This is a genomic window from Cupriavidus sp. SHE, from assembly GCF_000812445.1.
Taxonomy (GTDB): Bacteria; Pseudomonadota; Gammaproteobacteria; order Burkholderiales; family Burkholderiaceae; genus Cupriavidus; species Cupriavidus metallidurans.
On record NZ_JWMB01000018.1, the window covers coordinates 32497 to 53789 of the forward strand.

A 21293-nucleotide genomic window follows, 5' to 3' on the forward strand; every position below is an offset into this window, starting at 1 on the left:
CGATCGTTCCCCTCCCGGCACCGCCATCATGTCGAGACTCGTTTCCGGGCCGCGCCGCGCACCGCTGCGCTGGCTGCCCTTGTTTTGCCTGCTCATTGCGGGCCTGTTCCAGCAGGCCTACGCCGAGTGCAGCGCCAGCCACACCTCCGCCGCCGATGCCGCACGACCGCGCATCGGCCTGGTGCTGTCCGGCGGCGGCGCGCGCGGTTATGCCCACATTGGCGTGCTCAAGGCACTGGAACAGATGCACGTGCCAATCGATTGCATTGCGGCGACCAGCATGGGGGCGGTGGTCGGCGGACTGTATGCGAGCGGGATTCCGGCAAACGAACTCGACACCCGGCTGTCGCAGATCAACCTGAGCGACATCGTCTTCGACCGTAACGAACGCGCGCACCTGCCGCAGACGCTGCGCGAGGACAGTTTCGAATACCCGATCGGCCTCTCGGTCGGCTATGGCGACGGCAAGGTCAAGCTGCCCGGCGGGCTGGTGCAGGGCAACCGGCTGCTGGCACTGCTGCAGGACTGGACGGCCCCGTGGCCCGGCGACATCGATTTCGACAAACTGCCCATTCCATTCCGCACCATCGCCACGGACCTCAGCTCGGGTGCGCCCGTAGTGCTCGAGAAAGGGTCGTTGCCGCGCGCGATCCGCGCCAGCGCGGCCGTGCCGGGCCTGTTCGCGCCGTTCAAGGTGGATGGGCGCACGCTGGTGGACGGTGGCCTGGTCAGCAACCTGCCTGTGCAGATGGCGCGCGACATGGGCGCCGATATCGTCATCGCGGTCAATGTGGCCTCGCCACTCGACGACCCTTCCAACCTCGATTCGCCAGCGGCCGTCACCCAGCAAATGGTGACGATCCTGATGAACCAGAATCTCGCCGCGCAGAAGGCATTGCTGGGTCAGCGGGATGTGCTGCTGGAACCCGATCTCGGCGATCTGTCGTTCACCGACTTCTCCAATGCGCGCCGTGGTGTGCAGCTTGGCTACACGGCGGCTGAAGGCATCGCGCCACGGCTGGCCGCGCTCGCGTTGCCGCCCGACGCATGGGACCAGTACATCGCCGCCCGGGAAACGCATGGCGCGCGATTCGAGCCCAAGCGCATCGACGCCATCGAGATCCATGCCTCGGGGCGCATTCCGCCCGCCTACATCAAGCAGTATCTGCGCACGCGCGAAGGCGACACCTATGACGCCGAAGCGATCAACCGCGATCTCTCGCAGCTCTCCACCACCGGCAATTTCGAAAGCGTGACGCAGGATGTGGTCACCGAGAACGGCCGGTCCGTGCTCAAGATCGACGCGCAGGAGAAATCGTGGGGGCCGCAGTTCCTGCTCTTCGGCTTTGGCATGTCCACAACGTTCGACGGCAAGGGCGCGTTCAACCTGCAACTGGGTCACCGCTATCCGTGGCTGACGCAAAGCGGTCTGGAGTGGCGCAACGACATCGTGCTGGGCAGCACCCAGGCCAAGTGGCACACGGAGCTTCGCCAACCGGTGCTGGACCGGCTGGGCTTCTATATCGCCCCATACCTCGAATACGGCCGCAAGCACGTCGACATCTACCCCGACAGCAGCCCCACCCGCAGCACCACGCCGCTCACCGCCGTGCGCGTGGACACGGCGCTGGCAGGCGTCGACCTCGGGTTACCAATCGGCAGGCTGGGCGAGTTCCGGGTCGGCGCGAACTATCAGCAGGTCCGCTATTACTCTGACTATCTGATTGGCGCGTCAAACAACGGCAAATTCAGTGCCTCGGTGCAGCAGCCGGTGGTACGGGCGGAACTGACGATCGACCAGCTCGATGACCCGCTCTTTCCGCGCAAGGGCTACTACTTCAATGCAGTGAACCAGCTATCGTTCGGCGGCACGGACAACAGTTTCGACGACGTCCACGGCAAGGCCCTGTGGGCGGGCAGCTACGGGCGCCATACGCTGAACCTGGCGGCCGAGGGGGCGATGACCTACAACGACCACCGCACCTCCGGCAGCGTCAGTGGCGGCCTGGGATTCACGCTGGGTGGATTCCAGCGCCTGTCAGCCTATGCGCCGGACCAGTTCTCGGGCAACTACCTGCTCTACGGCCGCATCACGTACCTGAACGATCTGCGTGAATTCGTGCTGCCGGGGCTGCGCACAACTGTGTTCGGCTCCAGCCTCGAAGTGGGCGACGTCTGGCTCAGGCGCCGCAACTTCGGCAGCGGGCCCTACAAGTCCAGCGCCAGTCTGTTTATCGGCGGCAACAGCGTGATCGGCCCGCTCTACTTTGGCGTCGCGGCGGCGCCGCAGGGTGTGTGGAATATCTACCTGCAGCTGGGCCGCGTGTTCTAGCCCGCCTGGCGGACCAGCGGCGCATCGCTATCCGCCGCCGATTCGGGACGATACTCGACCGCGCGGATGCGGCCGTTGGCTAGTCGTAGCGTCTGCGTGCCACGGCCATCCATTGGCTGACCGTCGAACCGGTACGACGCCGCGATGTCGATTTCCACCGTCTGGCCGTCGATGCGCGGCGCGCCGGCCACCTCGATCCGAACGCTATCGCCAGCCAGTTGCTCCACGCGCTGGAACAGACCGATCACGGCATCCCGGTCTGCATAGACCCCTGCCAGCGGATGCTCACCCAGATGGCGCCATTCGATGGCCGGATCGAGCAGCGGATAGACGGTCTCGAAATGCCGCGTGGTCAGCGCGGAGAGATACTCGCCCACCAGCGTGGCGACGGCTTCCGCCGCCATCGGCATCTCCACGGACCGACGCGCGCGGGGTCTGCCGGCGGACGCCTCCAGCCCCAGGAACTCGAGCACGCTGGCGATGACCTGCTCGCGATCGTTATCCACACAGATCATGTGATAGCTGTTCTCGAGCACCACACCCCGCACCTGCGGCACCGCGCCGAGCAGGAAATCGTACGAGCGCAGCGTGGTCAGCTCGTCCTCGCGCGCGTTGACGACCAGCGTCGGGCAAGGCACGCGGTGCGCGCTGTCCAGCACCCAGCGGCGCAGACGGTCCACCTGCCGGATGCAGGTCAACGGCACCCAGCGATAGTGGAAGTTGTCGCCGCGCTCGAACTTGGCCTTGACGATGGCGCGCACCAGGTCGTTCTTGATGCCGAACGGCTCGTTCTCCTCCACCTTGATGCGCGTGGGCAGCCCCGGCAGGTGATAGACCACGTGCCGCAGCCAGCGGTAGGACGGCGTGGACCAGCCGTCGATATAGACCGGGGCGGCCAGCGCCACCAGTTGGCCCTTGCGATGCTGGCGCCGCGCGACCAGTTCCAGCGCGAGCAGCGCTCCCATGCACATGCCGATGACATGGAACGTGTCGTACTGGCCGACCAGTTCGTCGTAGGACTGGGTCACCACGTCCATCCACTGCTCCGCCACCACGGGCAACAGGTCCTCGGGCACGCCGCCATGACCGGGCAGCGTCACGGCATGCGTCTCCACGCCCGCGCGGCGCAGCACCTTGTGCATCGGCCCGAGGTCGTACTGGGTACCGCCCAAGCCGTGAATCAGCAGGGCTCCGATGCGTGGAGCCTGTTGCGTTGTCATGCCGCGCGCCGCCCTTCCGTGTCGTGGGAGGCGATCACGCGCCATGCGCCGGCAATCAACGCGACGGAATCGTCGCCGTCGAGCAGCGGGCCACTCATGTCGACGATCGTCGTGGTGGCACCCGCCGGCAGCAAGAGCCGGAACGTCAGATCGCCGCGCATCTCGCCATCGCATTCGCGCAGCCAGCGGCGGCGCACCTCGGCACGGTCGTCCGGATGCACGCGGGCCAGGACATCGTCGAGCGTGGACAACGCCGAGTCGTGCAGGCCCAGCGCGCGTTCGACGCTGCCGCTCCAGCGCAGCCGCCCGCTATGCGGATCAAGGCGGTAGACGAGTTGCCCACTGGCAGCCAGCGCCAGTTCCACGTCATTCTGGCGTGCGGCGGCCTGCGCGTTCGTCTGCTCACGCGCCGTTCGCAGCGTGTTGATCAGCAGCGTCAGCAGCGCGGCTACGGCCAGGTAAAGCTGCGCGATCAACAGGGAGTCGCCGTGGTACAGCGCGGTTTCGGCGAACGGGCCGTCGCCCTGCGCGGTATTGACCAGCACAAGCACGGTCAGCAACGCCACGGCGACCGATCCGCCACGCCCACCCAGCAGCAACGCCACGATGGCCACGAAGAACAACGGAATATAGGTCAGCGCATAGGCCACGCCGAGCGAGAGCTGCGCAATCCGCGTGCCGTCGAACACCAGTGCAGCGGTCGCCAGCACACATGCCAGCGCGGCCAGGCCGAAGAAGAACTCGCCGGGCTGGCGGCCGCCCGAACGCGCGGCGCGAAACCGCGCCCATCCGGCGAAGACCGGCGTGACGATCAGCACCCCGACGAAGTCAGCCGCGGCCCACACCTTGGCGGTAGCCCAGAACGGCACATCAAGGAACAGCCAGAACCAGCCCGCGCCGATGACCGCCCCGCCGACACTGGCGATCACGCCGGCCAGCAGCAACCCGCGCAGGAACGCCAGCCCTTCCAGCGAGAACTTGGTCAGGTGGATCACGGCCACGGCCAGCGCCGCGAAGCCGATCTCGTCGAGCGAGAACAGCACCATCCGGAACGCATCGCGCCCTTCCACCATGCCCAGCAGCATCTGCGCCACCAGGAACGCCAGGCCGAGCCCGAGCCAGCGGCGCATCGGCGCCAGCATGAAAGCGGCCACGGTCACGCCGGCCGGCAGCCAGATGTAGCCGGCGGCCGTGAACGGCCCATTGAATTTGTGCGAAAAGTATCCGAGGACGAAATACAGGATTGCCCAGAGCGGCAATGTGACGGCCCGGTTGGTGAGATTCACTGTGATGTTCCCGATTCAGTATGACTGACTATCACCATGATCTGAACGGCAAGACGAGGCCCGCCGTTGACCTGGGCCGCCAGAAGTGTGGCGGATTGTACACAGCAGGGTCAGGCAAGACCGCGCTGTGGCGTCAATTCATGCCGCTGGCGTCGACGTAGCCGAGCGCCTCGCGCACAGCCACGCGTGCCTTGAGCGTATAACAGACACGGCGGTCGCGAATCGCCAGGGCCAGAATCTCGCCCTGAGTCATTTCCTGGAAGTGGTGCGCAGCGTGGCGCAGCGTCAGGCCGGCCAGTTCGGCCAGCTCCGCCGCGGACATGCCTTCCTCGCCCGCCTCGAGCAGGGCCCGGCAGATCGTGACGCGGACGGGAGCCGTCAGCAGTGCCAAGACGAGGGCGCTTTCCTGAGTCTCCATGGTCTACCCCTTTCCTCTAACCCTTTCGTTGTTGTGACAGGCCGCTGGCCACGAATTGCGGCCTCCCGCCTATCTTCTACGCTGCACATCGTGGCAGCGCAATAGGAGAATGGATGGAGGCCCACGCAAGGGCCCGAGGCTTGACGCGCGAGTCACATCGTGAGCCTGAAATAATCAGTAATAAGGCGGTCATATCTCACATGACAGCCACGGACTATGCTTGTCGAGTCAAGCGACCAATGTCACGCATGTCTGCTTCGCCTCCCCCCCGCCGGCGGCCATTGGCCATCGCCCTGTACGTCGTCATCGCCATCGTGGTGGTCTGGCTGGTTGCCAGGCCACTGGGACGATGGCTGCTCCCGCCCAAGGCCGCGCAGGCGAGCCCGGCCATCGTGGTTACCACGGCCGCGGCGCAGGGCGAAGACGTGGATATCGGCCTGACCGGCGTCGGCACAGTCCAGGCCATGCAGACTGTGACGGTCAAGCCACGCGTGGATGGGCAGCTCGAGCGCGTTGGCTTCGTCGAAGGCCAGGACGTCAAGGAAGGTCAGGTGCTGGCGCAGATCGACCCGCGCACGTTCCAGGCGCAACTGCAGCAGGCGCAGGCCACCAAGGCGCGCGACGAGGCGCAGCTTGCCAACGCCCGTCTGGACCTGAAGCGCTATGAGGAACTGATCAAGGTCGACTCGACCACGCGCCAGACACTCGACACCCAGCGCGCGCTGGTCGACCAGCTTGCCGCCGCCGTGCGCAATGACGAAGCGCAGATCGCGCTGGACAAGGTGCAGCTCGATTTCACGACCATCACGGCGCCGCTCTCCGGCCGCGTCGGCGCCCGGCTGGTCGACCCCGGCAATATCGTCCATGCCACCGACACCACCGGCCTCGTCGTGATCCGCCAGATCGACCCGATCGACGTCGTCTTCACGCTGCCCGACGACGCCTTCGGCCGCATCAACCGCGCGATGCAGGCCAGCCAGTCGCCACTGGTGGTGTTCGCCCACGAGCGCGGCACCGACGCCGACCTCGGGCACGGCGGCCTGATCCTGCTGAACAACACGATCGACACCACCAGCGGCACCATCCAGCTCAAGGCGCGCTTTCCGAACCCGAAGCACCTGCTGTGGCCGGGCCAGTATGTCAACGCCCGGCTCGTGCTGGGCCAGCGTGACCGCGCAGTGGTCATTCCGGCGTCAGCGGTGCAACGTAACGATGCCGGCACCTACGTCTATGCCGTGCAGGCGGACCAGACCGTGAAGCTGCAGCCGGTGGAGGTAGCAGAACTCCAGGGCGCGCGGGCCGTGATCGCCAAGGGCGTCCAGGCCGGGGAGCGCGTGGTGGCAGATGGCCAGTACAAGCTCAAGCCCGGCGCGTTGATCGCCGAGGCGCCCGCGCGGCCAGGCGCCGCACCGACTGGCGGGGCGGCCGCCGAATCCACTGCCGGCACCTCCCCTGCTGTCGCCGCCAGCGCCACTGCCGCCGCGCGCCAGTGAGCCTTCCGATGAGCCACCCATGAGTATTTCGGCCACCTTCATCAAGCGGCCGATCGGCACCTCGCTGCTGGCGCTCGCGTTGCTGCTCGTTGGCCTGGCCGCGTGGCCGCTGCTGCCGATCGCCCCGCTGCCGCAAGTGGACTTTCCGACCATCCAGGTCACGGTCAACCTGCCGGGCGCCAATCCCGAGACGATGGCGTCGAACGTGGCGCAGCCGCTCGAACGGCAGTTCTCGCTGATCGCGGGGCTGTCGCAGATGACGTCGACCAGCGCGCAAGGCACCACGCAGATCACGCTGCAGTTCGACCTGAACCGCAGCATCGACGCCGCCGCGGTGGACGTGCAGGCCGCCATCAACGCCGCGGGCGGCCAGCTTCCGTCCAACCTGCCGACACCCCCGACGTTCCGCAAGATCAACCCCGCCGACGCGCCAATCCTGGTGCTGGCGGTGCAGTCCGACGCGCTGCCGCTGACCACCGTCAACGACTTCGCCGACAACATCCTGGCGCAGCAGATCTCGCAGATCGAAGGTGTTGGCCTGGTCAACATTGGCGGCCAGCAGAAACCGGCCGTGCGCATCCAGGTAGACCCGGCCAAGCTCGCGTCGATGGGCCTGAGCATGGAAGACATCCGTGGCGTGATCGCGGCGACCACGGTCAACCAGCCAACCGGCGCCACCGATGGCGCGACCAAGGCCTTCAACGTCTACACCAACGACCAGATCACCCGCGCGGCGCCGTGGAACGACATGGTGCTGGCGTGGCGCAACGGCGCCCCGGTGCGCGTGCGCGATGTCGGCGTGGCGGTGGATGGCCCCGAGAACAACCGGCTCGCGGGCTGGGCGTTCGCCGGCGCCGCCGCCCCCGCTGACAACACGTTCCACAACGGCCGCGCGATCATCCTGGCCGTGACCAAGCAGCCGGGCGCCAACGTGATCGCCACGGTGGACCGCATCAAGGCCGCCCTGCCCCGCCTGCAGCTCTCGATTCCAGCCGCGGTCAACGTCAACGTGCTGGCTGACCGCACGCAGAACATCCGCGCCTCGGAAGCCGATGTCGAGTTCACGCTGATCCTGACCATCGTGCTGGTGGTCGGCATCATCTTCGTGTTCCTGCGCGACGTATGGGCCACGGTGATCCCGAGCATCACCGTGCCGCTGGCGCTGCTGGGCACGGCCGGTGGCATGTACCTGCTGGGCTACAGCCGCGACAACCTGTCGCTGATGGCGCTGACCATTGCCGTGGGCTTCGTCGTCGATGATGCGATCGTGATGCTGGAGAACATCTATCGCCACGTGGAAGCGGGCATGTCGCCGCTGGAGGCCGCGCTGCAGGGTGCCGGCGAGATCGCCTTCACGATCGTGTCGATCTCCGTGTCGCTGGTGGCCGTGTTCATCCCGCTGCTGCTGATGGGCGGCATCGTCGGCCGGCTGTTCCGCGAATTCGCGGTCACGGTGACGCTGACGATCGCGGTATCGGTGATCGTCTCGCTGACGCTGACGCCGATGATGTGCGCAAAATTCCTGCAGCCGCACGACCCGGCCCACGCCCGCCATCACGGACGGCTTTACCTGATGTTCGAGCGCGGCTTCGATGCGATGCTCGGTGCGTACCGGCGCGGGCTCGATCACGTGCTCGATCACCAGTTCCTGACGTTGTGCGTGTTCCTGCTGACCGTGGCCACCACGGTAGTGCTGTTCGTGATCATCCCGAAGGGCTTCTTTCCCCAGCAGGACACCGGCTTCGTGTTCGGCACCGCGGAGTCCGCGCAGGATGCATCATTCAAGTCGATGAACGCGCGCATGGTGGCGCTGGCGGACGTGGTCCGCAGCGACCCAGACATCTCGGCCGTCGGCATGACCGGCGGGCAGAACACGGTCAACACTGGCAACTTCTTCATCGCGCTGCGCCCGAAGGAGGAAGGCCGCACGGCCACGGCTGACGAGATCATCGCGCGGCTGCGGCCGAAGCTGGCCAAGGTGGAGGGCGCCAACCTGTTCCTGCAAGCCGGACAGGACATCAACGTTGGCGGGCGGCTGTCGCGCACGCAGTACCAGTACACGCTCACCGACGCCAATCTCGCCGAACTCAACGACTGGGCGCCGCGCGTCCTGGAGCGGTTCCGCCAGTTGCCGCAACTGGCCGACGTTGCCTCCGACCAGCAGAACTCCGCAGCCGCGGCCATGCTGACGATCGACCGCGCGCGGGCGTCGAGCTTCGGCATCACACCGGCGCTGATCGACGCCACGATCTACGACGCGATCGGCCAGCGCCAGGTGGCACAGTACTTCACGCAGATCAACAGCTACCACGTGGTCCTCGAAGCCACGCCACAATTGCAGGACGACCCGCGCCTGTTCGACAAGCTCTACCTGACGTCCCCGATCACCGGCGAGCAGGTGCCGCTATCGTCGTTCGTGAAGATCGACACGAACCGCACGGCCTACCTGTCGATCGGCCACCAGGGGCAGTTCCCGGCGGTGACCATCTCGTTCAACCTGGCGCAGGGCGCGTCGCTGGGTGACGCCGTGGAGGCCATCAACAAGGCCCTGGCCGGCATGGGGCGGCCACGCACGCTCGGCGGCGCGTTCCAGGGTACCGCGCAGGCATTCGGCGCGTCGCTGGCCTCGCAGCCCTACCTGATCGCCGCCGCGCTGATCGCGGTTTACATCGTGCTGGGGCTGCTCTACGAGAGCTATATCCACCCGCTGACGATTCTTTCGACGCTGCCGTCCGCCGGCGTCGGCGCGCTGCTGGTGCTGATGCTGGGTGGCTACGACTTCACCGTGATCGCGCTGATCGGCATCATCCTGCTGATCGGCATCGTCAAGAAGAACGGCATCATGATGGTCGACTTCGCGCTGGTGGCCGAGCGCGAGCGCGGCATGTCTCCGCGCGACGCGATCTACGAGGCGTGTCTGCTGCGCTTCCGCCCGATCATGATGACCACGATGTGCGCGCTGCTGGCGGGGCTGCCGCTTATGCTCGGGCACGGCGCAGGGTCCGAACTGCGTCGGCCGCTGGGCTACGCGATGGTCGGCGGGCTGGTGGTGTCGCAGATGCTCACGCTGTTCAGCACGCCGGTGGTCTATCTCTACCTGGATCGCGCGCACTATTGGTACATGCGCCGCAAGGCGGCGCGCGGCGGCGGCAAGCCGCCACCCACGCAACAGACACCGCACGGCAAGTCGCACGAGTACATGGGTGGCGAGGGCGAGTGACGGCCTTTCGACCGGAGAGACGCCAGAACCATTTAGATGGCGTCTCTACGTCACCTCGATGAGGCCGCTCATGTTCTCGTGCCCCGACCCGCAGAAGATGTCGCACAGAAAGCCATAGCTGCCGGGCTTGCCCGCCGTCAGCGTCACCTTGATCGCCTGGCCGGGCGGCAGGTCCGCACGGACGTCGAAGTCGGGCGCGGAGAATCCCATCACCACGTCTTCCGCCGTGATCGACAGCACCACGGTCTCACCCGCCTTGAGCTTCACGCGATCCGGGATGAACACGAAGCGCCGCGCGCGCATCGGGATCACGCGCGGCGCCGCGGCATCACTCCGGCTCACCACCGACACCACCGGCACCACCGCGGCGGCCAGCATCCAGCCCAGCAGCGTGCGACGGCTTGCATTGGCTGTGCTCATGCCTTGCTCCCGTTAACGGAGACCTCAGCCAGCTGGAACCCGTCAGGCGACGGTGTGGCCGTCACCTGACGCCAGCCCAGACCCTGATACGGATGCGCGGCATCCCACGGTATGGGCAAGCGCTTCGGCTGCGACCCCGCGACCGGCAGCGGAAACATCAGCGAGCGCGCCGCATGGTGTGCGATGTGGCCGGTCATATGGTGATGCTCCTGGTGGATATGGCCGTAGAACACCGTGACGTTGCGGTACGGCATCAGGATGTCGATGACCTGCGCGCCGTCGCGCGTGGCCCAATCCCACTGTGGATAGAGATCGAACAGCGGCCGGTGCGTGAACACGACGATGCGCGCGTCGCGCGACTGTTTCGCCAGGTCGTCGGCCAGCCACTTGCGCTGCGCCTCGCCCACCATCCCGGCCGGATCGGACACGTTGTCGAGCACGATGGCGTGCAGGCCCTTGTGATCGAACGTGTAGTGCGTGGGCCCGAACAGCTCGCGGAATGCCTCGCCCGCGTCCAGGCTGGCATCGTGCTCGCCCGGCATCAGGTGTACCGCACCCGCACGCAGCGGCGCGATGATGTCGCGTACCTCCGTCATGCGGCGGCGGCGCTCGGCCGGGTCGTCGGTGGAATGCGTCAGGTCGCCCGTGAACATGATGAAATCGGGCTGGCTCGGCAATGCGTTGACGGCCGCCACGGCCTTGGGCAACGTGCCGCGCGCGTCCGGATTCGGCGGCCCTTCGAACCCCCAGTGCGAATCGGACAATTGCACGAACACAAAGTCCTCGTCACGCCCCGCCGCCCAGCCGGGCAGCGCCGATGCGACCACGGCACCGCCTGCCGCGCCCGCCAGGCGCAATATGTCGCGCCGACTCCAGTTTCCGTGCATGACAGCCTCCTTCGTTCTGTGGGTGGTGACTGTCATACCGGAGCCGCCCGGCGTTTATTCCCGGGGCGGTGGAATTCTGATGCACCACCACCACACCACCACCGCGCCGCCACACGGGAGTGGTGAGAACACCATTGGCGCAGGACAAGCGCCGGGAATAGAATCGGCCCAGCGCCGGTATAACGGGGGAGACGCACTCATGCCGCTATGCCATTTCGACCAGCCGACACGCAAGGACTGACTTGGACGCCGCCAACACGCGCCGCCGCTTCGACGACCTGGTGCTGCCGCATCTGGACGCCGCCTACAACCTCGCCCGCTGGTTATGCGGCAATCCGGGCGATGCCGATGACGTGGTGCAGGAAGCATTCCTGCGCGCGTTCCGGCTGTTCGGCAGCTTCCGCGGCGACCAGCCCCGGCCCTGGCTGCTGGCCATCGTGCGCAACACGTGGTTCACCACGTGGCAGAAGCGCAAGGCGGCGGCCGAGGTGGAGTACGACGAAGCCGCGCCGCCGGGTGAGCTGCCCGACTGGCATGGCGGGCCCGGCGACCCGGAACAGTGGCTGGTGCGCGAGGAGGATGTGCGACTGGTGCATGCCGCGCTGGAGCGACTGCCGGTCGTGTTTCGGGAGGTACTGGTGCTGCGCGAACTGGAGGAACTGCATTACCGCGACATCGCACGCATCGCCGATATTCCGGTCGGCACCGTGATGTCGCGGCTGGCACGTGGCAGGCGAATGCTGGCCGCCGCGGTCGTGGCCTTGCGCGACGAAGGCGCGGTACGGCTGGCCCATCCCGACGCCCCCGGCACCGCCAACGCCCCGGCCGATATCGTTCAACCCGCAGGAGGCACCCGCCATGGACTGCAATGACGCCCGCAACCTACTGCAGGCCTGCGCCGATGGCGAAGCCGGCGCGGCCGACAGCGTGCGTCTGGAACGCCACCTCGAAGATTGCGAGTCTTGCGTCGACAGCCTGCGCAACCTGCAGGCGCTTCGCGCGGCCACCCGCCATGGCGCGGCCTACCATCGCGCGCCAGCCGATCTGCGCGCGCGCATCCTGGCATCGCTACCCGCCCCCGCCGAGCCCGGATTTGCCGACTCTGGCGCTGCCGAGCCCGCGGGCTGGCGCAGTTGGTTCACATGGTCGCCCGCCGCCAACGCCGCACTGGCCACGATCACGGCTGCGGCCGTGGGACTGAGCCTGTTCCAGTTCAATCAGCAGCCGTCGGAGGGTGACCTGACCGCGAACGCGATCGTCGCCAGCCACGTGCGCGGCCTGATCTCGAATCGCGCGATCGACGTCGTGTCGTCGGACCAGCACACCGTCAAACCCTGGTTCAACGGCCGCATCGACTACGCGCCCGACGTGCGCGACCTGGGCGCGGCAGGATTTCCGCTGGTAGGCGGACGGCTCGACTACGTCGATGGTCAGCGTGTGGCGGTCATCGTCTACCGGCGCAACCAGCATCCGATCGACGTGTTCGTCATACCGGGCAACAACTCGGGGTCACTGGGGGAACGGGAACGCCAGGGCTACCAGATCGAAACCTGGAGCGCGCACGGCATGCGCTACTGGGCCGTGACCGATGCCTCGGCCGGCGACCTGCGCGCGTTCGTGCAGGCGTGGAGGAATGCGGAAGGGGGAGTGGAACGCTAGGTGCCGTGGGATTGCTCGTGTTGTGCTCCCCCGCCCCCATTTGTGGGAGCGGGGGAGCAAACCCACCTTGACGCAAACGCGCAAACGTTCAGGTCAGCACAAACGGCATCTGACGCTGACGCTTGCCCGTCAGCCGGAACAGCGCGTTGGCGATCGCCGGCGAGATCGCCGGAACGCCCGGCTCGCCGAGCCCGGTCGGGTTGTCGTTCGACGGCACGAAGAACACGTCCACCACTGGCGCATCAGTAATGCGGGGGGGCGGATAGTCGGGGAAGTTGCTGTTCTTCACCACGCCGTTCTCGATCTCGATCGCAAACCCGGGCTTGGTCATCGAAATGCCGAACACGCAGCCGCCCTGGACCTGGGCTTCCGCGGTCAGCGGATTGACCACGCGGTTGGCATGCACACCCGCCGTGACGCGGTGCACCTTCGGCTGGCCCTTCTCGATCGACACGTCAACCACGTACGCCACCACCGAGCCGAACGATTCATGCACGGCCACGCCCCAGGCGTGTCCCTTGGGCAACTTCTTCTTGCCGTAGCCCGACTTGTCCACGGCAAGCTGGAGCGCCGCGCGATGACGAGCGTGCGCCTTCTCGTCGAGCCGCGCCATGCGCCATGCCACGGGGTCCTGCTTGGCGGCAGTGGCCATCTCGTCGGCCAGCGTTTCCTTGACGAACGCCGTGTGCGTGTTGCCCACGGAGCGCCACCAGAGTACGGGCACGTCGGTCTTCGGGTGATGCACGTTCAGCTGCAGCGGCAGGCCGTAGTCGTTCTCGATGATGCCCTCGACCATGGTCGCATCGACGCCGTTCTTGACCATCATCGGCTCGAACGGCGTGCCGGTGATGATCGACTGGCCGACGATCGTATGCTGCCAGCCCACCACCTTGCCTTGCGCGTCCACGCCGACGCGCGCGCGGTGCACGTGCAGCGGACGGTAGTAGCCACCCTTGATGTCGTCCTCACGGCTCCACATCACCTTGAGCGGTTCGGTGTGGCCAGCTGCGATCCAGCTACGCATCACGTTGGCCGACTCCACCAGATAGTCGGAAGTCGGTACGGCACGGCGTCCGAAGCCGCCGCCCGCCATCATCGTATTGAGCGTGACCTTGTCCGGCGTGAGCCCCAGCGTGCGCGCGATCGCGGCCTGGTCGATGGTCTGGAACTGCGAGCCCACCCACACCTTGACGGCCGTGGCCTTGTTCGCGGCGATCTCGGCCTGCATCGTGCAGTTCAACGGTTCCATCGGCGCATGGGCCAGGTACGGCACGCGGTACTCGGCCTCGATCACCTTCGCGGCACCGGACAGCGCCGTATCGATGTTGCCGCCTTCCAGCGCCCTGGCCACGGTGCCCGGCTGCGCGGCCAGCTTGCTGTACTCGTCGAACAGCGCCGCCGAACTGACCTTCGAGCCTGCGTCTTCCCAGACGATTTCCAGTGCCTCGCGCGCGGTCTTGGCCGGCCAGTAGCCGTCGGCTACCACCGCCACGCCGGTGCCACCACGATCGACGGGCACCAGGAAGACATCGGCCACGCCCTTGATCTTGCGCGCCTTGTCCGCATTGAACGACTTGACCTTGCCACCGAAGCGCGGCGGATGGGCCACCACGGCCACCTTCATATCCTTGAGCTTCACGTCCAGGCCGAACACGCCATCGCCATGCAGCTTGGAAGCGGCATCCAGGCGCGGCGTCGGCTTGCCGACGATGCGGAACTGCGCCGGGTCCTTGAGCTTGACCTGCGCCGGCACCGGCTGCGCCATGGCGGCCTGCGCCAGTTCGCCATACGTGGCGCGGTTGGCGCCCGAAGTCACCACGCCGAGCGACGTCGCGCAGCTTGCCGGGTCCACCTTCCACTGCTGGGCCGCCGCGGCGATCAGCATCGCGCGCGCCCGCGCGCCCAGCTCGCGGTACTGTTCGAACGAATGATTGACCGCCGTGGAGCCGCCGGTCATCTGGATGCCGAACATCGGGTCCTTGTACGGATCGCCTGCCGGCGCCAGGATGGCGCGCACGTTCTTCCAGTCGACGTCGAGTTCCTCGGCCAGCGCCATCGGCAGCGCGGTGTGCACGCCCTGGCCGAATTCGAGCCGGTTCACGGCAACCGTCACCGTGTTGTCCGGCGCGATCTGCAGAAAGGCCTGCGGCGAGGAAGCCGGCTTGGCCGCACCCTGCGCATGGGCCGATTCCACGACGCTACCGATGCCGAGCGCCAGCCCGCCACCGGCCATGCCGGTCAGTTTGAGGAAGCCACGGCGCGTCAGCGGCGCCACGGCCTCGCCAGTTTTCACTGCTTCGCCGCTGCCGCCGGCCAGTGCTTCAATCCCACGAATTCGCATGTTGGCTCCTCAGGCGATGGCGTGCGCTGCGTCCTTGATGGCCGCGCGAATCCGTTGATAGGTGCCACAGCGGCAGACGTTGCCGGCCATGGCCTGGTCGATGTCGGCGTCAGTCGGCCGTGGCTTGCTGCGCAGCAGACCCACCGCGCTCATGACCTGGCCGTTCTGGCAGTAGCCGCATTGCGCGACGTCGTGCTTGAGCCAGGCGGCCAGCACTGCGCGACCGACCTTGTCGTCGCCCATCGCCTCGATCGTCGTGATCTTGCTGCCAGCGGTGCCGGAAATCGGCATCACGCAGCTACGCGTGGCCGTGCCGTTGATATGGACCGTGCAGGCGCCGCACGAGGCCATGCCGCAGCCGAACTTGGTGCCAGTCATGCCGAGGTTGTCGCGCAGGGCCCACAGCAGTGGCGTGGACGGATCGGCGTCCACCTCCACGGTCTTGCCGTTGATGGTGAGGGAAGTCATCGGGGGAAACTCCTTGGGTGCATTGCCCAGTCGGTTGTTCGATCTACCGCCGGGCCTGGCGACACGAGGGGCTGGCCAGACCGGCAGACCCGAGGAGCATAGTGCAAACGGAAAAAACTTGCGCAGCGCCGCTCACATTGGGCAGCGCGCACCGAAAGCGGGATTATTTCCCGGCGAGGAACAGATACAGCGCATTGAGATCGGTATCGTTCATCTTCGCGAACGCGCCGAACGGCATCACGCGGCTCACCTCGCTGCCATCGGGCCGTTTGCCGCTGCGCATCATGGCGACGAACTGTTCCGCCTGCGGATACGTCTTCATCGCGCCGGACGGGCGCAGGTCGGCGGCGGCCGGCCAGTCGGGCGGCGCCCCGGGAATGTTGCCACCACGCAGCGTGGCGCCGTGGCATCCCTTGCAGGAATTGGCGACGTAGGCACCGTACTGCGCATTCAAGGCAGCCGCGATCGGTGGCGACGGCGGCAGGCTATGGTCGATCTTCTCGGCCGCATCCTTGACCACCCCTGCGCCGTACAGGCCCTGGATGAACCACGGCAGATGGATCTCGGCCGGCTGACCGCCCCCGGCAGGAAGGCTGCGGACGTAGGCAACGAGCGCTCCAAAGTCGTTATCGGAAAGCCGGTTGTAGTCCTCGCTCGGCATGATCAGCAGCGGACGCCCGGAAGGCGCCACGCCGTGACGGATCGCCAGATCCCAGTCACGTGGCTGATATTTGTCGATGTCGGGGTTGCCCCGCGTGATGTCGGGGGCACGCACGCGCAGGCCATTGGCTTCGTCAAACACCTGTTTGCCCGCGCCGTTGGCACCGTGGCAATCCATGCATCCGCGCGATTCGTAGAGATACTTGCCGTGGTCGACCGCCCCGGCATCCGTCGGGAAGGCCACCGGCTGCACGGCCACGTCGATCTTGCGCACGAGCTTGCGCCCGCCCCACCAGTACGTGCTGCCCACCGCGATCACCACGAATACGATGAATGCGACCGCCGCCGAACTGGCAATCCGGTAGAAACGTTTGACGTCCATCGGTACCCCCCCTCTGAAGCCGCCGGGCTGATTGGAGCGGCTGCGTGCCGGATGTTCCGTGCGGGATGGTACAGACGAAGCGGGACGGTGGCGAGTGGGGGGGGGAAGTTGCTCCCCTCTTCCAATGATGGAAAAGATGGGAAAGATGGAAGAGGGGACCGCGTCAGCGGGGAGGCTCGCTCACCCCGCCTGCTCACCCGGCCAGCCCGGCCGGCGCCCGGTCGATGAAGCCGGTCATGCCCTTGAACCGCCCGTCGGCCGAAACCGTCGCGAAGTCGGTGCCGACCACCAGCGCGGCTTCGCCGGCTGGGCCCAGTTCCCAAGTGAAGCGCAGGTGCTCGCCATGCGCGTCCACCGGCGTGACGCGGCGGAACTGGAAGCCGGGGAAGCGGGCTTGCACTCCGGCGATCATCGCTTCGATGCCCGCATGGCCCTCGCCGCGCATCAGCGGATCGACGTAGATCGCCGACTCGGTCCAGGCGCGGCCAATCAGGTCGCGGCGACGGGCTGCGTCGGTTTCGTTCCAGGCGGCGAGATAGCGGTCAGCCAGATCGGTCAGGGCGACGTTGGCGATGTTGGCGGCGATTTCGGTCATGTTGCGCTCCTTGATGTCTGCGGGTTGTGATGCGGTATGTCTGCATGATCGTCGCCCGCCCGAAGCGATGCGATTACGCATGAGGTAATCGCCGCAATTCGCGCCCATACCAAACTTCCGCCGCGGACGCCACCCCAAACAAAGCCTCGGCAAACCCTCTTTATTTCCGCTTGGATTCCACCCGGCGGGAATAAAGTGCGCCATACGCTGGGCAGGGTCCGACCATCGCACCCATACCGGCAATGCCCGGCGCCTGCGCCCCCGGATAGCGAGAAAGATGACGCCTGAGACGGCCGCGACCCGTTCCACCCTCCCAATACCTGTGCCGGCTGCCCGCTGGGGCCTGCTGCTGGCCGCCGTGGGCTACTTCGCGCTGGCGACAGCGGGGATCTGGCTGGGCCGGCAGCCCGGCACCGGCGCCATGCTGTGGATGGGCAACGCCTTCGGGCTGGGCCTGCTGCTGCACCGCCCCCGACAGGAGACGCCAGCACTGCTCGCGTCGATGCTGGCAGCGGACGTCGTCGCCAACCTGCTGGCCGACCACACGGCTGGCGTGGCGCTGCTGCTGGCCGGGGCGAACCTGCTCGAGATCGGCGGCATGGCCATGCTGCTGCGGCTGATGTCCGGCAGTGGCACCCTCGCACGCACCGGCCCGCTGGCCACCTTCGCGCTCAAGATCGGCGTGGCGGCCACGCTCGGGCCGGCCATCAGCGGCGTGCCCGGCGCCGCCGTGCTGGCCACCGCATACGGCACCCAGTTCCCGCGCGTGTGGTGGGCGTGGTGGAACGCCGGCGCCATCGGCATGGTGATGCTGCTGCCGCTTATGGTGTCGATCTCGCGCGAGCGCGTGCAGGCTGCGCTCCGCCGCCCGATGCTGCTCCGCCTGATTGCACTGTTCGTGCTGTGCATGGCGATCGGCACGGGCGCGATCGTGGCCGGCCATGAGCCGTTCGTCGTGATGTCGCTGCCGTTGGTCATTGTGGCGCTGGCCAGCAATCCGTTCGCCACGGCGCTGCTGACGCTGGTGTCGGCGCTGGCTCTGGAGGGCATCGCGCACCTGGGCGGCATGCAGTTCCTGGCCTCGCGCGCCACGCCGCTGTCAGGCGCGCTGATCCTGGTCTTCCCGATCTGCATCGCGTTCATGACCGAGCAGAACCGCAATGGCCGGGCCGAGCTGCGCAGTAGCGAACGCCGCTTCCGGCAGGCGCTCGAACATTCGGCCATTGGCATGGCATTGGTCGGGCTCGATGGCAAGTGGCAACTGGTCAATCGCGCGATGGTGGACCTGCTCGGCTACAGCGCCGAGGAACTGCGCGACCTGCCGTTCCAGGTCATGACCCACCCCGAGGACCTCGCCGCCGACCTGAGCCAGCTCGACCGGCTGCTGGCGGGCGAGATCGACGCATACCGGCTCGAGAAACGTTACCGGCACAAGCAAGGCCACTACCTGTGGGCGCTGCTGGCGGTCTCGCTGGTGCGCGACGAGCACTCGGGCGAGCCCCGGCATTTCATCGCCCAGATCGAGGACATTCACACGCGCAAGCTGGCCCAGGAACAGCTTGAGGCGCAGACCCGCCGCACACAGCTCGCCGTCGAGGCCGGTGGCGTCGGCATCTGGGAATGGGACTTCAACACGGCGGCCATCACGTGGGACGCCCGCATGCATGCGCTGCATGGTGCGGATATGGAACTCGGGCCGCCTTCGCTGGCCGAGTGGATCGCGAAGATCCATCCCGAGGATGTCAGCCGCGTCAGTTCGGAGATGCGCCAGGCCATCCGCGGCGCGCGCCGGTTCGATACCGAATACCGCATCGTTCGCCCCGCCGGCGAGACCCGGCATGTGCGCGCCATGGCCATGATCTCGCGCCACGAGGACGGCACCGCCCACTCGCTGGTCGGCACGAACTGGGACATCACCGAGCAACGCACGCTGACACGCGCGCTGTTCGAGGAAAAGGAACGGCTGCAGATCACGCTGCGCTCGATCGGCGACGCCGTGATCTGCACGGACCGCGTGATGCGCGTCACGTTCATGAACCCGATCGCCGAACAGCTTACGGGCTGGAGTCTGGATGCCGCGATGGGCCAGCCACTCGATCAGGTGTTCCGCATCGTCGACGAGATCACCGGACTCACGATCCCGAGCCCGGTCGAGCAATGCCTGGAAACGCTGCGCCCCGCCTACCTGCAGGAAGGCGCGGTGCTGCAGAGCCTGACCGGCGAGCGGCACGATGTGCAGGACTCCGCCGCGCCGGTGCTGACCAACGATGGCGCCGTGCTGGGCGCGGTGCTCGTGTTCCAGGACATCACCTCGTCGCGCGCGATGCAGCGCGAACTGGCCCACTCGGCCACCCACGACGCCCTGACCGGGCTGCCCAACCGGGCCTGGTTCGAAAAGCGCCTGCGCGAGGCGTGCGAGCAGGCGCGCCTGCACGGACACCGCACCGCGCTCTGCTTCATCGATCTGGACCGCTTCAAGATCGTCAACGACACCGCTGGCCACGGGGCCGGGGACGTGCTGCTGCGCGAGCTTGGCTACGTAATCCGCCACCATGTACGCCCCGACGACCTGCTGGCGCGCCTGGGGGGCGACGAGTTCGCGCTGCTGCTCAAGGATTGCAGCATCGACCACGCCGAACAGGTCTGCCAGAAGGTCATCAACGCGATCCGCGAGCGCCGCTTTCCGTGGGAAGGGCGCGTCTATGACGTGGGCGCCAGTATCGGCATTGCGGCGATCGACGCCGACGCGCCGCCGGTCAGCGAATTGATGAGCCGTGCCGACGTGGCCTGCTACGCCGCCAAGGCAGCCGGCCGCAACCGCGTATCGGTCTATCGCCGCGACGAAAGCGATGCCAGGCGCCACCACCGCGAACTCGAGGTGGCGGCGGGCATTCACTCGGCGCTGGAGGCCAACCGCTTCCGCCTGTACGTGCAGGAAATCCAACCGCTGCAGCCCGAGACCGAGCACGCTCGCCACGTGGAAGTGCTGGTGCGGATGGTCGATGAACAGGGCACGCTGATCATGCCGGGCGCGTTCATCCCCGCAGCCGAACGCTACGACCTGATGGGCCATGTCGACCGCTGGGTGATCCGCAACGTGCTCCACCAGTTCGGCGAACGGCTGGCGCGGGTGGCGGATCTGGTGGTGTCGATCAACCTGTCCGCCAACTCGCTCGGTGAACCGTTCCTGCTGCCATTCCTGCACACCACGCTGGAAGATTCGATGCTGCCCGCGGAGCGCCTGCTGCTGGAGATCACCGAAACCGCGCTGATCCACAACATGACCGCCGCCAGCCGCCTGCTGAAGGAGATGCGCCACGCGGGCTGCACCGTGGCGCTGGACGACTTCGGCTCGGGGCTGTCGTCGTTCGCGTACCTGAAGCAGTTCCCGGTGGACTACCTGAAGATCGACGGCAGCTTCATCCGCAACCTGGCCGACAACGTGGTGGATCGCGAGATCGTCAGCTCGATCAACGACATCGGCCACCGGCTCGGCGTGCGCACGGTGGCCGAATGGGTCGAGGACGAAGCCACGCTGCGCGTGCTGCGCGCGATTGGCGTCGACTACGCACAGGGCTACGCTATCGGCCGCCCCATGCCGATAGAGATTTTCCTGGAGATCTGCGAGAACGCAGACACCTGACGAGCCTGCATCTCCCCCGGGTGCCCTCTGCGGCACTCCCGGCACTTCCCCTCCCCTTGCGCCGTTCGGAAATCCGAACGGCGTTTTTGCTTCCGCATCCGGATTTCCGAACGGCGCGTACGCATCACTCAGAAAATCCCTTTGTATTCATCCACTTACATCTGTATCCAGATGCAACCGGGCTGGCACGGCTCGTGCGATTTAGGCGCCGCCGTAGGGCACACAAGCGCGGCCGCGCCATCCCCAAGAGGAAACACGCGGGCCGCCAC

General features: G+C 66.9%; 15 protein-coding genes. 6 read left to right on the forward strand and 9 right to left on the reverse strand.

What is annotated here, in order from left to right:
- Positions 1–28 precede the first annotated feature (28 nt).
- Positions 29–2332 (forward strand): patatin-like phospholipase family protein, encoded by a 2304-nt coding sequence (locus RN01_RS08585; RefSeq protein ID WP_024569011.1) that lies wholly within the window; start codon positions 29–31, stop codon positions 2330–2332.
- On the opposite strand, the gene RN01_RS08590 is transcribed toward RN01_RS08585, so the two are convergent.
- The 3 genes from RN01_RS08590 to RN01_RS08600 all read right to left on the reverse strand — a co-directional run bounded on the left by RN01_RS08590 (position 2329) and on the right by RN01_RS08600 (position 5256).
- A complete protein-coding gene (locus RN01_RS08590) occupies positions 2329–3552 on the reverse strand; it encodes an alpha/beta fold hydrolase (protein WP_017514023.1) in 1224 nt (407 codons plus the stop codon). The genes RN01_RS08585 and RN01_RS08590 overlap by 4 nt on opposite strands.
- Positions 3549–4838: an MASE1 domain-containing protein gene (locus RN01_RS08595; RefSeq protein ID WP_017514022.1), complete on the reverse strand. Its 1290-nt coding sequence runs from the start codon at positions 4836–4838 to the stop codon at positions 3549–3551. Before RN01_RS08595 ends, RN01_RS08590 begins: the two co-directional genes overlap by 4 nt.
- Positions 4839–4971: 133 nt before the next feature.
- Complete coding sequence (locus RN01_RS08600; protein ID WP_011515461.1) at positions 4972–5256, reverse strand: helix-turn-helix domain-containing protein; 285 nt, start codon at positions 5254–5256, stop codon at positions 4972–4974.
- 248 nt (positions 5257–5504) lie between these two features.
- Here RN01_RS08600 and RN01_RS08605 point away from each other — a divergent pair, with 248 nt between their 5' ends.
- Positions 5505–6749 carry an efflux RND transporter periplasmic adaptor subunit gene (locus RN01_RS08605; RefSeq protein ID WP_024569012.1) on the forward strand — a complete coding sequence of 415 codons (1245 nt, stop codon included), beginning with the start codon at positions 5505–5507 and terminating at the stop codon, positions 6747–6749.
- A 19-nt stretch (positions 6750–6768) separates the two neighbouring features.
- On the forward strand, positions 6769–9969 hold the full coding sequence (locus RN01_RS08610) for an efflux RND transporter permease subunit (RefSeq protein WP_024569013.1): 3201 nt from the start codon (positions 6769–6771) through the stop codon (positions 9967–9969).
- A 45-nt stretch (positions 9970–10014) separates the two neighbouring features.
- Here RN01_RS08610 and RN01_RS08615 read toward each other — a convergent pair whose 3' ends face one another.
- On the reverse strand, positions 10015–10389 hold the full coding sequence (locus tag RN01_RS08615) for a cupredoxin domain-containing protein (protein WP_008643552.1): 375 nt from the start codon (positions 10387–10389) through the stop codon (positions 10015–10017).
- Positions 10386–11276, reverse strand: a complete 891-nt coding sequence (locus RN01_RS08620) for a metallophosphoesterase (RefSeq protein ID WP_017514820.1) — start codon at positions 11274–11276, stop codon at positions 10386–10388. The genes RN01_RS08615 and RN01_RS08620 overlap by 4 nt, the downstream gene beginning before the upstream one ends.
- A gap of 242 nt (positions 11277–11518) precedes the next feature.
- Between RN01_RS08620 and RN01_RS08625 the strand changes: the two genes are divergently transcribed.
- Positions 11519–12148, forward strand: coding sequence for an RNA polymerase sigma factor (locus RN01_RS08625; protein ID WP_024569014.1), 630 nt, complete (start codon positions 11519–11521; stop codon positions 12146–12148).
- A complete protein-coding gene (locus tag RN01_RS08630; RefSeq protein WP_017514514.1) occupies positions 12135–12935 on the forward strand; it encodes an anti-sigma factor in 801 nt (266 codons plus the stop codon). Before RN01_RS08625 ends, RN01_RS08630 begins: the two co-directional genes overlap by 14 nt.
- 88 nt (positions 12936–13023) lie before the next feature.
- Here the strand turns inward: RN01_RS08630 and RN01_RS08635 are convergent, their stop codons facing one another.
- From RN01_RS08635 to RN01_RS08650, 4 genes are all read right to left on the reverse strand, one after another.
- Entirely contained in the window at positions 13024–15276 is a 2253-nt protein-coding gene (locus tag RN01_RS08635) for a xanthine dehydrogenase family protein molybdopterin-binding subunit (RefSeq protein ID WP_017514513.1), read from the reverse strand.
- A 9-nt stretch (positions 15277–15285) separates the two neighbouring features.
- Positions 15286–15744 carry a (2Fe-2S)-binding protein gene (locus RN01_RS08640; RefSeq protein ID WP_008643561.1) on the reverse strand — a complete coding sequence of 153 codons (459 nt, stop codon included), beginning with the start codon at positions 15742–15744 and terminating at the stop codon, positions 15286–15288.
- A 163-nt stretch (positions 15745–15907) separates the two neighbouring features.
- Entirely contained in the window at positions 15908–16786 is an 879-nt protein-coding gene (locus RN01_RS08645; protein WP_024569015.1) for a c-type cytochrome, read from the reverse strand.
- A 193-nt stretch (positions 16787–16979) separates the two neighbouring features.
- Positions 16980–17381: a nuclear transport factor 2 family protein gene (locus RN01_RS08650; RefSeq protein WP_017514297.1), complete on the reverse strand. Its 402-nt coding sequence runs from the start codon at positions 17379–17381 to the stop codon at positions 16980–16982.
- Between the two features lie 277 nt (positions 17382–17658).
- On the opposite strand from RN01_RS08650, the gene RN01_RS08655 reads away from it, so the two are divergent.
- The gene (locus RN01_RS08655) at positions 17659–21024 is read left to right on the forward strand and encodes a diguanylate cyclase (protein ID WP_024569016.1); all 3366 of its coding nucleotides are present in this window, start codon (positions 17659–17661) and stop codon (positions 21022–21024) included.
- Positions 21025–21293 lie beyond the last annotated feature (269 nt).

What these genes read in the sequence shown, in the direction of transcription:
- RN01_RS08585 (WP_024569011.1), top strand. Translation starts at nt 29, where the DNA reads ATGTCGAGACTCGTTTCCGGGCCGCGCCGCGCACCGCTGCGCTGGCTG.
- RN01_RS08590 (WP_017514023.1), bottom strand. Translation starts at nt 3,552, where the DNA reads ATGACAACGCAACAGGCTCCACGCATCGGAGCCCTGCTGATTCACGGC.
- RN01_RS08600 (WP_011515461.1), bottom strand. Translation starts at nt 5,256, where the DNA reads ATGGAGACTCAGGAAAGCGCCCTCGTCTTGGCACTGCTGACGGCTCCC.
- RN01_RS08605 (WP_024569012.1), top strand. Translation starts at nt 5,505, where the DNA reads ATGTCTGCTTCGCCTCCCCCCCGCCGGCGGCCATTGGCCATCGCCCTG.
- RN01_RS08610 (WP_024569013.1), top strand. Translation starts at nt 6,769, where the DNA reads ATGAGTATTTCGGCCACCTTCATCAAGCGGCCGATCGGCACCTCGCTG.
- RN01_RS08615 (WP_008643552.1), bottom strand. Translation starts at nt 10,389, where the DNA reads ATGAGCACAGCCAATGCAAGCCGTCGCACGCTGCTGGGCTGGATGCTG.
- RN01_RS08620 (WP_017514820.1), bottom strand. Translation starts at nt 11,276, where the DNA reads ATGCACGGAAACTGGAGTCGGCGCGACATATTGCGCCTGGCGGGCGCG.
- RN01_RS08630 (WP_017514514.1), top strand. Translation starts at nt 12,135, where the DNA reads ATGGACTGCAATGACGCCCGCAACCTACTGCAGGCCTGCGCCGATGGC.
- RN01_RS08635 (WP_017514513.1), bottom strand. Translation starts at nt 15,276, where the DNA reads ATGCGAATTCGTGGGATTGAAGCACTGGCCGGCGGCAGCGGCGAAGCA.
- RN01_RS08640 (WP_008643561.1), bottom strand. Translation starts at nt 15,744, where the DNA reads ATGACTTCCCTCACCATCAACGGCAAGACCGTGGAGGTGGACGCCGAT.
- RN01_RS08645 (WP_024569015.1), bottom strand. Translation starts at nt 16,786, where the DNA reads ATGGACGTCAAACGTTTCTACCGGATTGCCAGTTCGGCGGCGGTCGCA.
- RN01_RS08650 (WP_017514297.1), bottom strand. Translation starts at nt 17,381, where the DNA reads ATGACCGAAATCGCCGCCAACATCGCCAACGTCGCCCTGACCGATCTG.
- RN01_RS08655 (WP_024569016.1), top strand. Translation starts at nt 17,659, where the DNA reads ATGACGCCTGAGACGGCCGCGACCCGTTCCACCCTCCCAATACCTGTG.